This is a genomic window from Serratia sp. PAMC26656 (assembly GCF_016469055.2).
In the GTDB taxonomy this organism is placed as follows: Bacteria; Pseudomonadota; Gammaproteobacteria; order Enterobacterales; family Enterobacteriaceae; genus Serratia; species Serratia plymuthica.
Genome location: NZ_CP150486.1, coordinates 4,235,610 through 4,248,746 on the forward strand (window position 1 = coordinate 4,235,610; position 13,137 = coordinate 4,248,746).

Genomic DNA, 13,137 nt, shown 5'->3' on the forward strand with positions numbered 1-13,137 from the left:
GCTCCCCCTTAGAACGTGTACGCGTTGGCGCCGTAACGGCTGCCGCGGGCATTGGTGAACATGTTGTTTCCTGAACCGCTGCCTGTCTTCGCCGCCGGCTTATCCAGTGCACCAGAGGATTGATAGGCACCGTAGGCTGACAGGGACGAATTAAGGATCGTTGTCGCAGCCCCAAGGTTTGCCGCGTTGCGGTCGATCTGGCCCTGTGCACGGCTAACGCCAGCCTGGAAGTTAAGCCCTGCCCCCTGCCTCTCTGCGTTATTGACCGTTGTCAACGCATCGAGCTGGCCACCTTGCGCAGTGTTGCCGAAGATATTCAGCGCGCTGCCGCTGGTCATGTCTGTGCCGGCGGCGCCGAATGCGGCCGCCTGTTGGCCCTGCAGTTGTCGCGTCTGCTGGCGCTGCTGGTCTGCCTGAGCATTGCCGGTGTTCACAGCATCCTTAGCGGCAATCTCCTGAGCATCAGCATTGGCATTGGCCACCTTCGCAGCCGAGCGCCCCTGCTGCACCTGTCCGTATGCACTGACTGCGGCCAGTGCCAGCGAGGCGCCTGCGATAATCGTGGTTGGTTCACACATGGACACCTCGTCTCATATCAAATCTGTGGAATGGAAGCCCGGCCCGGCCAATTGGCTGTGCATCGTGAATGGTGAAACCCATCCAGTGCAGCCAGCATTTCGCCGCTGTGTTACGGGCATCGACGTAATTTTCCAGCACCGGGTAATGCTGCAGGAATAACTGCAACACCGGCCGGCACCGGCGAAGGAAGGTTGCCTGATATCGCTCTAGTAGCTCGGAACCCACCAGCCAAGGAACGCCGGAGCCAGTGATAATGGAGCGCGGCGCCACGCCGAAGATGGTCACCACCTGCCCATTGATCAGACCGGAGAACGAAAAGGCAGAAGTGCGCAGGGCCAACTCCAGCACCTGCGCCGGTGTCTGACCGCTCATCGCTTCGAATTCATCAACATCCGCCTGGCGGACGTGCGGCAGTAACGCCGATACGTGTTCCATTGTGGCTTCGACAACTTCCACCTTACGCATTAAATGCCCCCTACGGTTACGCGTGGGATAATGGCGAGAATGGTCATGGGAAGCGGATCGTTCTGCTCTACGATCAGCCGGCCATTCTTGCCCCAGTTGGCATTCAATTGTAATTCAATGGTTCCCGTCTTCGGTTCGATCGGGTCATCATAAAATTCATCGTTGCGCTGGGCATATTCGTACATCTCGCCACCTGGCGTACCGGCGAATACACCACGCGACTCATTGACCAGAATGGATGCAGCACCGAAAAGCTTTTTCTTATCGAGCAGGGTTTCGTTGCCGTTAAGGTTTACGTCCAGAGTTTCAATGACCGCAGCGATCGGCAGACCTGCATGCACAACGGCGCCGGCTTTCTCCAGTGTGATGCTGCCACCAGTGACAATCTTCTGCGGCTCAACGTTAGCGTCGGAAAGGATGCTCACTGCGTGCCCCTCAAGATGATCAAGGCCGCTGAACTCCCCACGCGCCATACTCCAGTTGCTGACCGACACACCACGAAGTTGCTCAGGAACATCACGGTTGCTGGTTACGGTAGCCTGGTTGCCATTCACCACGGAACGGATCAGCAGCTTAAGGATTTTGTTCTCGTCATTTTCGAAATATGGGATATGGATTTCGCTGCCAACATCACCCGCCGTGAAATAGCTGGCGCCGGCTACCGTCAGCGTCATCTCTTCGTCGTATGGCCAGTCTCCGCTGCCGCCGGTCAGCATCATGGTTTTGCTGGCATCGCGGTTACGCCCGTCGTATGTCAGACCACAGTCAACGAAAAAGGCATCATCCATATCAGCATATAGGCGGGTTTGCATGCGTTCGATATAACGCCGCTGCTGGCCATTGATGGTTCGCGCCACGACGCAATAGAGGGCATCCTCTGTGTCTTCGGCAATGCTACAGAGGGACTCATATCGGCCAACGCCAGGGTGTATGTGCCACGCTGCAACCTGTTGATCGCGCATGTATGTTAGGCCCAGCAGCGCGCCGTCATTACGCGCACACCAGACAATGGACATTGGAGTGATAGCGAAGGCCCAATCAACAATCTGGAATCCGACAAAGAAATGGTTAGCGAGGATGGTAAGGTCTGATCCTTGGAATCCGTCCACATCGAACGAATAGGCAAGGTCGCGCACCGCACCGCCCTTCTGCTGGATGAATAGCGCGACGTTGCTGATGGCTATCGGCTGCACGTGGCTGGCGCCATTCTGACCCTGGCTGGAAAATTGGAAGGCTGACGGCGTTAAGGTTCCCTGCTGGTTGCCGTTAACCTTGTATTCCCCGCCGCTCGTCAGCGCGACCAGTGAGCCAACGTCTATCAGGTGGCGGATTTGGTTAAGCTGGCGCCCGGCATAGGTGTATGTAATCGCATCGTCGTCAACAGTCGGGTTTGAAGTGCCGAAGTCTTTGTAGTCACCGCTGCGGCTTGTCCATATTGTCTGCGGCTGGCTGCGGGATCCGGCAAACATCAACCGCTGCTGGAAATAAACGACAGTGCCGGGGTAGCCAGCATCGGCATTCCAAGCATAATGCGCCCACTTATAGGTTGCAGATTCAGCGCCGACAACCTGGCCGGGAAGTTCGATCTCACCATCCTTGCGGATCACCACATCGGCGGTGGCAGTCAGGCCATCACCACTAACGGCAGTGATGCGACAAATACCGCGACCAGAATGCAGATATCGCCACTTGACACCATAGGCATCAGAACCGGCGACAGCCCACCCATCCCAACTATCGCCTGTGGTATGTGACGGCGCTACCGGTCCAGTATGGCTACGTTCACCAACATCGACACATCGATAATAGTTTTCCTGATATCGGCAAATGTTATCCAGGCTCACGGCTTCTCCAGTAACCCATCGGCCTACCGTATCGACGTTCTTCTGCTCCATGTAGAACAGGCTGCCAACGTGCCAGCTTTTGAATATTGAAGCGCTGGCCGTCAACGTTACCGTGCCGCTCGTTGCGCTGGCGTAGACGGTGATCGCCTCATCAATATTGACGTTGGCGAACGGGCCGCTGACAGTAACTACCGCCGCGGTGCGCCAATCATCATGCGCGTACCGTTGGATCTCCATCGGCGGGTAATTGGGATGACAAACCGTCATCACATCTGCGCTCTGCGTGTACTTCAGCAAATCGATATCACCTGCAGCCCACGGCGTTGCCACATCTACAGGCTGGCCAGCGCTGGCACCAGATGAGTAAACAACCTGGGCACCGTCCATGAATACGCGGAAGTAGTGATCGCCAACCTCGAGAACATAGGTCTGCTCGGTGTTGAACTGGAACGGGATCAGTCGGCACGTGCGATCGGGATATTTGGCCGGCGCCACGTAACGCGTACCAGGGCGATTCTCTACGCCACCATATTGGCGGACGATGAAATTACGGCAGCGGCGCAGCGAGGTCTGGTATTTTTCGAGGTCAACACGGCCGTAAAGGCTCGGGGAAACTTCACCGCCGGCAAAGGATGGCTGAATCAGGCTGGTTGTCATTATGATGCCCTCACATCGGAAACCTCAGACCACGGCGCTGGCGGTTCCTGGGTTTCGTTCATGCTCAGCGTTGAAGCCGAAGAAATGGTTAGCTGGTACTTCTGCTCGGCACGGTTGCCAAGGTTTGCATCGCCAGTGATCTGCATGTTGATTTCGGCGGCCAGGCGCCAGCTCAGCGCGTCGCGAAACTCAGCATCGAACATGTTCGGGTCTGTAACGCGTGATACATAGCGGATCCATGCCGTCGGAAGGTCAGTCAATATCATGCGCCCGGTGCCGCTTTCATCGGCCCCGACCTCATACGGAACCCGCTGTTCTGGCGTTACGAAGCGCTGCCCATCTGGCGAGACTACCGCGACAATGCGCATGCAGTCTGTTGGGTAGCGATAGCTGTATTGCCAGTCAGGCTGTTCAACATCCAGATCGGCAAGCGCCACACGTTTAGTGGCAAAACGCCAAGGGAAGTCAGAAAGTACAGCGTCGCGGCAGTCTTCATAAAACAGAGAGCATACCGCCGCCTCTTTACTTTTTTCCGTCAGGCTGGCGATCACCCGGCTATTGCCAAGACGGCCCAGCGCCACGTTGCAGATCTGGATAACGGATGCCATTACTCGCCCCCGGCTTCGCCATAAAGAGTGTCGGCAGCCGAGCGCTGTGGTGCAGCAGCCGGCTCAACGCCAATATCAGTGAACTGCAGATCAACGGTGTTCTCTTGGTCTCCACCGTCTGAACGCTGTGAAACAGAAAGAACTTTTACCAGGCCGGCAACCTGCAAAATGTCGCCAACTTTCGGAAGTTTTTCTGCATCAATGCCGAGCTTTTCCAGTGCGACGTTGCTCAGAGAAAAACGAAGTCCCCACGGATATTCGTCTTTTGTTTCGGTTTTGCCACCTTCGCCTTCGAAAGAGTCGGTGCCGATTTTGAGGTTTACGGTTTTCATGCGAGGACTCCAGGGAGGAAAGGGGCCGAAGCCCCTATGAGATTAAACGCCCAGCTCTTTACGCTTTTCATCGATAGCAGCCTGCAACTTAGCCGCGCCAGTGTTGAAGTGCGGTTTCTCGTTGAACAACTCTTCATACTGCTGGCGAAGCTTTTCCAGGCTTGTGCTGTCGTCGTCGCCACCGTCGCCGCCCTCTTCCAGCAGGTTGCCTTCACCATCGATCAGTTGCAGGTTGTCGCCAGCCTTGCCGCCGTATTCGATGGTATCGCCCTCTTCCAGCAGATGACCGTTGATGAATGACTTACGCGTGACGCGGTACATTTTCTTTTGTGACATGTCACGCCCCATTAAACGGTGATTTGGAAGGCGCTTGCATAGCTGCGTTGTGCATCAGCATCCAGCAGCAGGCCAGCAGTGAAAGCACCGGCGGTCAGTGGACCCGTCGCCACGGTGTAGTTAACACGCAGGTAGCGCTGCACGCCGTGCGGAACGGTGCCGACGTAGCGATAACCCACCTGCAAATCAGCAACGGCAATCGCACCGGTTTGCAGCAACGTGGTTGCACTGGCGAAATCGCTGGTCTTGGAAGTTTGCAGACTGATCGTCACGGTAGCCGAACCGCCAGCCGCGCCATTGGTTGCTACCTGGGCGAAGAATTCCACCGGATAGCCGGGGCCGATATCACGAACATCGTTACCGGCATACAGAGGGCCGAGATCGATAACGTCGTTGGATGGCGCAGTTGCCGTTACAGCCTGCGCCTGCGAGAACATATTGAGATAGTCGAGGATCATTTTGTCTCTCCATCAATGAGAAAGGAGAGCCGCACCCGGCGGCTCAGCCGGGATTAAACAACCTGTGATTCGGTACTCAACAGAGCATCGCAGGTACGCACTGGCACGCCACGGAACGAGGTCCAGAAAACGCCCTCAGTTTCCTTCACGCTGATCGCCAGAGAGGCTTTTTCAGTCGCCTGAATATCCAGGTACTCTGCCGCATCGCGGTTCATGTAGAACACGGCCTTGCCCATCTGCAGGTTAGGGATGCGGTGCAGAGCCTGTACCATCAACTTGGCCAGGTTAGGGCCATCATCGGCGCCCAACTTGGTGGTGTCGATGTTGGCAATGCGTACTACGTAGCGCCAATCGCGGACGGTAAGACCGTTATCCCACTTGTAATGGGTGCGATAGCCTTCGTATTTCCCTTTATTTTCGTCTTCAAGGGTGACTTGCCCCTTGTCGACGTGGCTCAGCCCGGCGGCCTTACCTTTAGGGAAAATGCCATGGACTGTATTTGTCCCCCAGACAACCAACCAGATAGACGTCAGGTTAGAGCCAGTGCCACCTGCATCAACGATGTTCTGCGCATTTTTGGCAGACTTGTCATTGTAACGAGCCGCCAGACCAGTAAAGCGCTGCGGGTAAATTACCGTATCACCATAGATCACCGTCTCCGCCATCTGTTGGTTCATGGCTTCAATGAATGCGCGATCTTCCGACAGTCGAAACTCATTGGTATTACCATTCAAATCAGCCAGGTCTTTATCGATTTCGGCATAAGCTTCAAGCATGCCGGTACTATCAGTTACTTGTGCGGTGGTAGATTTGCTTGGCTGCACGCCATAGTTAAGCAGGCGCCAGGTTGCCGCTGGCAACCCAGTGCGAACAGTGGTGCGGTGACCAGTTGGAAGGTTCCCCTCAACAAACACCATTTCTGACAGGAAAGGGTTGGTCTGCGAAAGCAATTCTACAATTGCAGAAATTTTCCCATCTGGGTCCATGCGCTTTGCGTGGTCTGCCAGCGTCAGCGCGTTGATGCCTTTAATAGCCATTCGGTGTTACTCCTTCTTACCGTAGAGAAGATCGGCCGTGCTACGCTGACCGCCTTGATTTGGCACGACGAAGCTGTCTTCAGCCATCGACTTGCCTACTTTTGCACAGAAGCGAACCAACGCCGGGTGGTTACCCAGACCGCTAGCTTGCAGGTATTCACGCAACTCAGGGTTGCCAAACTGATCCAACGCGCGCTGTGCTGCCCCGACGCTTGCATTGAACTTGTCGCCGCCGATTTCTTTGTCGGCTTTGACCTGCTCGCCCCAATCGGCTACCTGTTTGCTCCAGACCTCAGCCTGCTGCTGCTGAATCTGCGGATAGATGTCGACCAGCTTCTGAGCCTGTTCTTGGGTCAGGCCCAATTCTTTGGCGATCGGCTCGAACACGGCCAGTGCATTGGCATCCAGCTCCTGGCCTTCAGGTGCTGCGAACTCGTATTTCTCAGGTGCGGAAGGTTTATCATCCTTCTTCGCCTTATCCGCAGATTCCTTTTCTGCCTTCTCTGCAGCGAGTTCTTCAGCGGTTTTCTCAGTGGCCGGTTTATCAGTGCCAGTGGGATTATCACCAGTAGCAGGATCACCAGAAGCGGCCCCATCTGCTGGAGTGTCAACAGCAGCGGCAGGGGTTGTCCCGCCACCACCATCACCACCGTCGGCTGGCGTTTCACTGCACAGGCGGTGATGCATCAATCGTTCGAACAAATTCATGTGACGCCTCTTAGCTTGTTGCGATGATGCCGGCGGCGCGCAGGCTTGCCAGCAAAGCGTTGTATTCGGCCTGTGTTGGGGCGGCCGCTGCGTTTGCTACCGCTGCCCCCTGTTTCACGCCACCAACAACAGATGCTGTTGCGGCCACCGGTGCAAACGTGGTCGGTTTTCCGGTGATGTCGCCCCATGCCGCAGGCGAACCGCCACCGCTCAAAACCTCAACGACTTGCACGCCGCCGTCATTCCGGATCACTTTCTGGCGTTGTGTTGCCATGATTAGCCTCTCTGTCTTTCTCGGCCTCGGCGGCCATTTTTAAGTACAAGTCCGGACAGGTGCCGAACACGTGATTGAATAAAGACAGCCCAGCGTTTCGGTTGCCTTCGTTGAAAATGGTGCTGTTTACCTCGCCGGTGAACGAAATGCGGAACACGCCAGCCTGGTCGAGTAATCCCCAGATGAATCGGCGCCCACCCTCTGTGCTCATCACCTGCTTCACATCGTCAGCGTGGCGCTGCTGTAACTGCTCGCGAGTCATCATTGCTGCGCCCCTTGGCCTTGTTGCATTGCCTGCTGAATGCTGGTCAGCAAGTTAGAGTCGCCGGTGCCGGATTGGCTGAGTGTCTTCGCAATGTCAGCGGCGCCAGCTCCCATCTGCAGGTTTTGCGCAGCCTGTTGCTGCTGCGCGCGCTGTTCGCGCTCAGCCTGCACCTGCTCATCGGATTTGGTGATAGTGGTTGGCACACCCAGCATGTCGAAGTACTCATCAACCGACTGATCAACGTCCAACTTGTCGGCAGCCTGCTGGAATCCAGCGGCTACCAAGTTCCCAATGAAGCCTACGGCACGCTCGATGGAGCCAATGCCAACAGCCTTCTGGGCCTGAGCCATCACGCTGGTGTATTCCACGCGCAACGGTTGTCCCTGTAATTCTTCAGGCGGCGGTGGCAACATGCCTCGGCGGTTCATGATGTTGAAGATCCGGTCAATGGCCGGGTCGAGCAGCTCATCGTTGAGGCGGTCGAGCACCGGCCCGATCTGCAACATCTTCTCGTCGCGCAACTCGTTGACGGCTTCGATCGGCATGCTGCGGGTGTTGATGTTGCTGAACATGTTGAACAGCGGAACGAAGTAGCACTCGTTGACGAGCTGGCGCCCGTCCTGAATGCTTTCGAGTAATTCATTGATTCGCGGGTTGATCTCGTAAACCGGTTTGAACCCACCCATATCTCCCGCGCCATTTACGTAGGAAACATCGCCAGGTAGCAGTGATAGGCGTTCATTTTTCATTGAACTTGGCGCCATCATTGGCGGGTTGACCAGCTTGTCGATCGCCTGGTCTTTGCGCTTCTGCTGAAGCTGCAGCGCTTTAACGCCGCCAAGTGCCAGAATGCCGGGGCAAGATGAGCCGTAAGCGTCCTCGCCGTTGATATCCCAGCGCGGCACCAGTATCGGCATTTCATCAAAGCCGGATTCGCTCAGCAATTTGTCGCCAGAACCACCCGACTCGTAATAAATAGAGCTGTAGCGTTTGTTCCGCGAGTTCAGCTTTCCGGTGTCTCGGTTGGTGTTCGGCAATACCGCGTGCACCACCTCAAACCACGTTTCATATGCGCCGGCATCCCACGCGGATTTAACGCTGTCGCTGACGTTTTCCAGGCCAAACTTTGCCACCAGTTGGCGGCAAGTCATGGAGAACTTGCGGAAAACGGTATCAACCTGCAGGCGATCGCTGTTCGAGATGTAGTAGCTCCCGATCGGCAGCACGTGCGTGCGGATCACGTCTTCGTCATCTTCCAGAATGGAAATAGCACCGGTGGCAAACGTGCCCAGGTAGCGATAGAGAACGGTCAGGGACTGGTACCAGTTCGATTTGTTCATCACGTCGTTCATCAGTTCAACGACCTGAGAAAGCCACATCTTGACCGGCCAGCTATCCATCAGCTGTTTGTTCGGGGTGTTCAGTGAGAACCACGGACGCGTCGGGCTGGTGATGCCGGACAACATGCCTGATTCGAGAGTGCGTGAAGCAAGGCCGCCGGTAGGGTCAACCACCTTGGTATTGCGTTTGTTGCGCCCGGCGTCGGTAGTCAGGAAGCGTCCGCAGTTTGGCAGAATGAAGTCGCTCAATTCCTTCCAGTGCGTGTCGTACGTCGCGCGCGCAGTAACCAGCTGAGACAGCTGATTTTGAAGGAACTGTTTGCGGGTTTCCTGTTCAGCCATGATTAGCCACCCAACAGAGTTTTGCCGGTGGTGCTGGCCTGCCCGGTTGCGCCTTGCGCCCCAGTCAGGATCGTTGATTGCTGACCAGCGGCAGCGCGGCGGCGGGCTTTGTCTTTATCGGCGGCATCAACTACAGCGGCGTCCTGCGATTGTGGCGCAGCCTGTACCTGTGGAGCTGATGAAACCTTTGGCGAACTCATGCACATGCGCGTAACCCTCCCAAATAATTACCAATTAAACCACACATGATTTATTTTAACTATTTTGCTGACGTTACAATCAAAACAAATTACCTTTATGGTAATCATTGAGGGCGCAAGCCGAACCAGCTTCTATCACTTTACACAGTATAAAACTGGTATCGGTGCTCTCGATGGTTCAACGATGGAGGCATTTGATAAAACACGTCGGCGCCGGCAGCCACCACTGCAAAAGAGTGCCTCCACCGTTGTGCCATGACCGTTAACACCCTAAAGCTGTGTGTACCACTTCGCCCGCCTTGCGCGGGCATTTTTTTAACGAGGCCCCGCCATGACTAAATCAGCAACTGAATTCACCCCAACCCACGAAGACAAAACACAAGAGGCTTTGGCGAGATACCACGCCAAGCTTGAAACATTGCGCAGCGTTCTTATTGAGTGCGCTCCACGTGATGGCAAGGACATTCTGGAAAGCGTCGCCGAGAACATCAGCGCAGCATTCGACAAAATTAAACTGTGAGGCGTAGACCATGAACGACAAAGCAATCGAGCAGGAAATTCAAGTCAAAGGAAAAACCGCACCGCGTGTGACGCCTGACCATATCGAGAGCGTTATTCGCTCAGAAGTATATTTTACCGTTGGCGATGCAATCAAAGCGCCTGGCGGTGTGCGCATCAAATCTGAGTATGTCGAAGGCGAGCGAATTTTAGCCCCGCTCGATCTATTGACGATCTGCGTACTGGTGCTGCGCAACGGCTTCACAGTCACCGGCGAAAGCGCCTGCGCCAGCCCGGAGAACTTCGACGCGGAGATCGGGCAGAAAATTGCCCGCGCCAACGCCGTGCAAAAAATCTGGATGCTGGAAGGTTATCTGCTCAAGCAGCATCTTTATCAACAATGCACAGATGAACGCATGTGTGAAAATTGCTACTCAGGGCAAGGAACCTGCCGGAATAAGTAATCTCATGAACAACAGTCAAGCCAGCAACCGCTGGCTTTTTTATGCATACGGATCATATTCTGTTATCGCCCCGCCGCGCTTCTCGCCGGGCAGTGCGTGCTGGCTCTTAGTGACTGGATAAGCGAACGTCAGCACAAAAGCATCACCGCAGCCCGGCGATCGCCCTAACCGCTCCTTTACCTTCTCTTTCGGCTCCAGCACGATCTTGCCGTCAACCCTCACCTTGTACTCAGCCGCTGATAAATCCTCCGCCGTCTCGCGTTCGTCCAATGCGCCGCCGAGCTTTAGCCAGGTCTTGGCATTGTTGTACATCTCACCGCGCTTATTCAGCATCTGCGGATCGCTCGATGCGCTACCGAATGGCACCAGCGTCCATGCGCGGCCCCAGCCATTGCCGACCGAGTTAATGCCAGTACCATAGCCAAAGTCTATGAACACGGCGTCAGCCTGATACTGGTCCTCATAGTCGGCTATGCGCTTGGCCATAATCAGATCGTCGGTAGTCTTGCTACCGCGCCATAGCAGTTTCGCATGCAGCCCACGCCGCATGTAGATCACCGCGTCGTCGGCGCCACTGTATGCCGGGTCAACGCCAATAATTGTCGGGGCGTGTGCCACGTCGCGCTCGGTAACTATGCGCGCCAGAGCGGCATCGGTTAAGCCGGTGGGGATAAATTGCGTCTCCGAGGCATCCGGGAAAACGCCACGCACACGCACTTTGAAGAAGTCGCTATCCTCGCCGTTGTCCTGCTCCCACTTGGCGATCTGTTCTTTGTTGGTTCCTTCAACTGTGCGGCTGTCGATCTGCTTTCCTTTCCAGCGGTGGCGGAACTTGCGGAAGCACTCGCGGAACCGGCCCATGTTTCGCGTCGGGTTACCGAACGCCACCCAAATAATCTCTGTCCCTTCATCCGTCAGCGCACCTTCAGCAACTTCCCACACCAGATCGGCAATGTTGGATGCCTCATCGAAAATCAGGATGATGCGCTTACCCTTGTTGTGCAGCCCGGCGAATGCCTCGGTGTTATTCTCTGACCACGGAACAGCGTCGGCGCGCCACGATTTTGCATGCGCTGGGTCATTGGCATAGATTGCGGTGGCCGTGCAGTTAAACCAGTCGCTGGTGATGGATAAGCGCTGCCACTTGGCGATCTCCGGCCAGGTCTTTGTGCGTAGCTGGTTCTCGGTATTAGCCGTCACCACAACCTTGCAGTCTTCGCAGGTATCCATGCCCCACTTAACCAGCATAGAGATCCAGGCAGATTTGCCGATACCGTGGCCGGACGCGCGGCAGATTAGCAGCGGTTGATGGCGAGTGGCCGGGTTCTGCAAGTGATCGCCGATCTCATCGAATGCTTCACCCTGCCACTGGCGCGGACCGGCTGAGTCGTGCAGCTCGGTTCCTTCCTCGCCCCAAGGGAAAGCGTATAGTGCGTATCCGTGCGGGTCGTGCGTGAAATTGGCGATATCCTCAACCAGCTGCTGCTCGAGTAGATCTTCGTTATCACTCACTTGGTATTTTTCTCCAATGCGCGCCGGCGGGCGTTGGCCATGCGATCAGCCAGGGTCACGTTAACGTTGACGTCCATCCGTTCTTTGAATGCCTGAACATCGACGTGCTTACCGATCAGCTCGAGGTTCTTCACTTTGTCCGGCCACTTGATCTTCTTCAGCATATTCTCAAGGGTGGTTTCATCGAAGTTGGTGATGGTCGTTGAAATGTCCAGCCCGCTTAACGTCGTGCGCCAAACTTTCGGCCATTCACTGATCGGCTTCAGTCCACCGTCATCCTTCAGAATGTCCAATACGTCCATCTGGTCTATCTCAACCAGGCGCTTGAGCACGTAGTCGGCGTCGATCTTGGTACGTTTGTTGCGGTGCTGCATCAGCTCTGCGATGCGAGCATTCACCTTTGGGTTATCCATGTTGCGCGATGCGGACACTGCTGCATTCTTATAGCCGGCAGCGGCGGCCGCCGCCGTCTGGTTATCCGGGTTCTTGATGTATTCTTGGCAGAAACGTTCCATCTGCGCGTTAAGTTTACCGTCTTTAGCCATAATAATTACCTCCTTGGTAACATCATAACACGCAGTGAAAAACCGCCAAGCGGCGGACGTTGTACTGTGTGACCTGCCGTGACTTGTCACGCGTTATCATGTGACACGTCACAACGTTTTTAGCATCAGGTCCCGCCAAATCTGCGTTTGACCGCAGGCAGCTTCGCCATTGCGGAAACATCCACCAGCCGGGCCGGGCATCGACTCTCCGCACTGGCATTTGTGGCTGGCCAGTTCAGCAAGCTGCCGTTTAAGCTGATTGATATCCTGCACCGCCAGCAGTTCGAAATATTCATCGACGCTGTACGGGTCTTTGCCTGGACGCCTGGCGCTACAGTTGGCCTGGATCTGTTCGAATATGTGATCGCTAACCTCGAACGTAATCCGACGCCGACCGCTTGCAGCGACGCTGCTCGCCGCTTCTCTTTCGCGCTGGCGCTGTGCGCGCTTCCGGTCGCGGGCATCGGCCCGGCGTTGTTCGTCTGTTATGTTCATTGCTTTCAATTTCCCCACTTATGTCAGCCTAAAGTCATCATCAAACACGTGTGAATTTGACTGAACCTCGTTTGATAGCATCAAAAATCGTATGCCATCGAAAAGCGACGTTGGCCGCTCGTACTCGATAATGAAAACGTCATCGTATGCCCGTCCCAGCCAGTATCCACCGCCGCAG

General features: G+C 55.5%; 18 protein-coding genes. 3 read left to right on the top strand and 15 right to left on the bottom strand.

Features of this window, described 5'->3' with window-relative positions:
• Window positions 1–8: 8 nt before the first annotated feature.
• Genes JEM67_RS20885 through JEM67_RS20945 form a run of 13 tightly spaced genes read right to left on the bottom strand, consistent with a single transcriptional unit; the run spans window position 9 to window position 9,451 of the window.
• Window positions 9–578, bottom strand: coding sequence for a hypothetical protein (locus JEM67_RS20885; RefSeq protein WP_233527761.1), 570 nt, complete (start codon window positions 576–578; stop codon window positions 9–11).
• Window positions 571–1,044, bottom strand: coding sequence for a hypothetical protein (locus JEM67_RS20890; RefSeq protein ID WP_199636998.1), 474 nt, complete (start codon window positions 1,042–1,044; stop codon window positions 571–573). Before JEM67_RS20890 ends, JEM67_RS20885 begins: the two co-directional genes overlap by 8 nt.
• Window positions 1,044–3,545 carry a hypothetical protein gene (locus JEM67_RS20895; protein ID WP_199636996.1) on the bottom strand — a complete coding sequence of 834 codons (2,502 nt, stop codon included), beginning with the start codon at window positions 3,543–3,545 and terminating at the stop codon, window positions 1,044–1,046. Before JEM67_RS20895 ends, JEM67_RS20890 begins: the two co-directional genes overlap by 1 nt.
• Window positions 3,545–4,153, bottom strand: a complete 609-nt coding sequence (locus JEM67_RS20900) for a hypothetical protein (protein WP_199636994.1) — start codon at window positions 4,151–4,153, stop codon at window positions 3,545–3,547. The genes JEM67_RS20895 and JEM67_RS20900 overlap by 1 nt, the downstream gene beginning before the upstream one ends.
• The gene (gene gp10 / locus JEM67_RS20905) at window positions 4,153–4,485 is read right to left on the bottom strand and encodes a capsid staple protein (protein WP_199636992.1); all 333 of its coding nucleotides are present in this window, start codon (window positions 4,483–4,485) and stop codon (window positions 4,153–4,155) included. Before gp10 ends, JEM67_RS20900 begins: the two co-directional genes overlap by 1 nt.
• 42 nt (window positions 4,486–4,527) lie before the next feature.
• Window positions 4,528–4,821, bottom strand: coding sequence for a hypothetical protein (locus JEM67_RS20910; protein WP_199636990.1), 294 nt, complete (start codon window positions 4,819–4,821; stop codon window positions 4,528–4,530).
• A gap of 11 nt (window positions 4,822–4,832) precedes the next feature.
• Window positions 4,833–5,279, bottom strand: coding sequence for a Bbp16 family capsid cement protein (locus JEM67_RS20915; RefSeq protein ID WP_199636988.1), 447 nt, complete (start codon window positions 5,277–5,279; stop codon window positions 4,833–4,835).
• A 53-nt stretch (window positions 5,280–5,332) separates the two neighbouring features.
• Complete coding sequence (locus tag JEM67_RS20920) at window positions 5,333–6,316, bottom strand: major capsid protein (RefSeq protein ID WP_199636986.1); 984 nt, start codon at window positions 6,314–6,316, stop codon at window positions 5,333–5,335.
• Between the two features lie 6 nt (window positions 6,317–6,322).
• Window positions 6,323–7,024, bottom strand: a complete 702-nt coding sequence (locus JEM67_RS20925) for a peptidase (protein ID WP_199636984.1) — start codon at window positions 7,022–7,024, stop codon at window positions 6,323–6,325.
• Between the two features lie 10 nt (window positions 7,025–7,034).
• Window positions 7,035–7,298 (bottom strand): head fiber protein, encoded by a 264-nt coding sequence (locus tag JEM67_RS20930; protein ID WP_199636982.1) that lies wholly within the window; start codon window positions 7,296–7,298, stop codon window positions 7,035–7,037.
• The gene (locus JEM67_RS20935; protein WP_370576168.1) at window positions 7,264–7,563 is read right to left on the bottom strand and encodes a hypothetical protein; all 300 of its coding nucleotides are present in this window, start codon (window positions 7,561–7,563) and stop codon (window positions 7,264–7,266) included. Before JEM67_RS20935 ends, JEM67_RS20930 begins: the two co-directional genes overlap by 35 nt.
• Window positions 7,560–9,245, bottom strand: coding sequence for a portal protein (locus tag JEM67_RS20940; RefSeq protein ID WP_199636980.1), 1,686 nt, complete (start codon window positions 9,243–9,245; stop codon window positions 7,560–7,562). The genes JEM67_RS20935 and JEM67_RS20940 overlap by 4 nt, the downstream gene beginning before the upstream one ends.
• Window positions 9,246–9,247: 2 nt before the next feature.
• The gene (locus JEM67_RS20945) at window positions 9,248–9,451 is read right to left on the bottom strand and encodes a hypothetical protein (protein ID WP_129941407.1); all 204 of its coding nucleotides are present in this window, start codon (window positions 9,449–9,451) and stop codon (window positions 9,248–9,250) included.
• A gap of 325 nt (window positions 9,452–9,776) precedes the next feature.
• Here JEM67_RS20945 and JEM67_RS20950 point away from each other — a divergent pair, with 325 nt between their 5' ends.
• Both JEM67_RS20950 and JEM67_RS20955 read left to right on the top strand, forming a co-directional pair.
• A complete protein-coding gene (locus JEM67_RS20950; RefSeq protein ID WP_199636978.1) occupies window positions 9,777–9,965 on the top strand; it encodes a hypothetical protein in 189 nt (62 codons plus the stop codon).
• 10 nt (window positions 9,966–9,975) lie between these two features.
• Window positions 9,976–10,407: a Gp49 family protein gene (locus JEM67_RS20955; protein ID WP_199636977.1), complete on the top strand. Its 432-nt coding sequence runs from the start codon at window positions 9,976–9,978 to the stop codon at window positions 10,405–10,407.
• A 39-nt stretch (window positions 10,408–10,446) separates the two neighbouring features.
• Here JEM67_RS20955 and JEM67_RS20960 read toward each other — a convergent pair whose 3' ends face one another.
• Window positions 10,447–11,919: a terminase gene (locus tag JEM67_RS20960; protein ID WP_199636976.1), complete on the bottom strand. Its 1,473-nt coding sequence runs from the start codon at window positions 11,917–11,919 to the stop codon at window positions 10,447–10,449.
• Entirely contained in the window at window positions 11,916–12,464 is a 549-nt protein-coding gene (locus JEM67_RS20965; protein WP_199636975.1) for a terminase small subunit, read from the bottom strand. The genes JEM67_RS20960 and JEM67_RS20965 overlap by 4 nt, the downstream gene beginning before the upstream one ends.
• 147 nt (window positions 12,465–12,611) lie before the next feature.
• Between JEM67_RS20965 and JEM67_RS20970 the strand changes: the two genes are divergently transcribed.
• Window positions 12,612–13,013, top strand: a complete 402-nt coding sequence (locus JEM67_RS20970; protein WP_199636974.1) for a hypothetical protein — start codon at window positions 12,612–12,614, stop codon at window positions 13,011–13,013.
• Window positions 13,014–13,137: the final 124 nt, after the last annotated feature.

Excerpts from the sequence above, each read along its gene's own strand:
- JEM67_RS20955 (WP_199636977.1), top strand. The coding sequence starts at position 9,976 with ATGAACGACAAAGCAATCGAGCAGGAAATTCAAGTCAAAGGAAAAACC.
- JEM67_RS20900 (WP_199636994.1), bottom strand. The coding sequence starts at position 4,153 with ATGGCATCCGTTATCCAGATCTGCAACGTGGCGCTGGGCCGTCTTGGC.
- JEM67_RS20930 (WP_199636982.1), bottom strand. The coding sequence starts at position 7,298 with ATGGCAACACAACGCCAGAAAGTGATCCGGAATGACGGCGGCGTGCAA.
- JEM67_RS20885 (WP_233527761.1), bottom strand. The coding sequence starts at position 578 with ATGTGTGAACCAACCACGATTATCGCAGGCGCCTCGCTGGCACTGGCC.
- JEM67_RS20945 (WP_129941407.1), bottom strand. The coding sequence starts at position 9,451 with ATGTGCATGAGTTCGCCAAAGGTTTCATCAGCTCCACAGGTACAGGCT.
- JEM67_RS20965 (WP_199636975.1), bottom strand. The coding sequence starts at position 12,464 with ATGGCTAAAGACGGTAAACTTAACGCGCAGATGGAACGTTTCTGCCAA.
- JEM67_RS20925 (WP_199636984.1), bottom strand. The coding sequence starts at position 7,024 with ATGAATTTGTTCGAACGATTGATGCATCACCGCCTGTGCAGTGAAACG.
- JEM67_RS20895 (WP_199636996.1), bottom strand. The coding sequence starts at position 3,545 with ATGACAACCAGCCTGATTCAGCCATCCTTTGCCGGCGGTGAAGTTTCC.
- JEM67_RS20920 (WP_199636986.1), bottom strand. The coding sequence starts at position 6,316 with ATGGCTATTAAAGGCATCAACGCGCTGACGCTGGCAGACCACGCAAAG.
- JEM67_RS20950 (WP_199636978.1), top strand. The coding sequence starts at position 9,777 with ATGACTAAATCAGCAACTGAATTCACCCCAACCCACGAAGACAAAACA.
- JEM67_RS20935 (WP_370576168.1), bottom strand. The coding sequence starts at position 7,563 with ATGATGACTCGCGAGCAGTTACAGCAGCGCCACGCTGACGATGTGAAG.
- JEM67_RS20940 (WP_199636980.1), bottom strand. The coding sequence starts at position 9,245 with ATGGCTGAACAGGAAACCCGCAAACAGTTCCTTCAAAATCAGCTGTCT.
- JEM67_RS20915 (WP_199636988.1), bottom strand. The coding sequence starts at position 5,279 with ATGATCCTCGACTATCTCAATATGTTCTCGCAGGCGCAGGCTGTAACG.
- JEM67_RS20910 (WP_199636990.1), bottom strand. The coding sequence starts at position 4,821 with ATGTCACAAAAGAAAATGTACCGCGTCACGCGTAAGTCATTCATCAAC.
- gp10 (WP_199636992.1), bottom strand. The coding sequence starts at position 4,485 with ATGAAAACCGTAAACCTCAAAATCGGCACCGACTCTTTCGAAGGCGAA.
- JEM67_RS20890 (WP_199636998.1), bottom strand. The coding sequence starts at position 1,044 with ATGCGTAAGGTGGAAGTTGTCGAAGCCACAATGGAACACGTATCGGCG.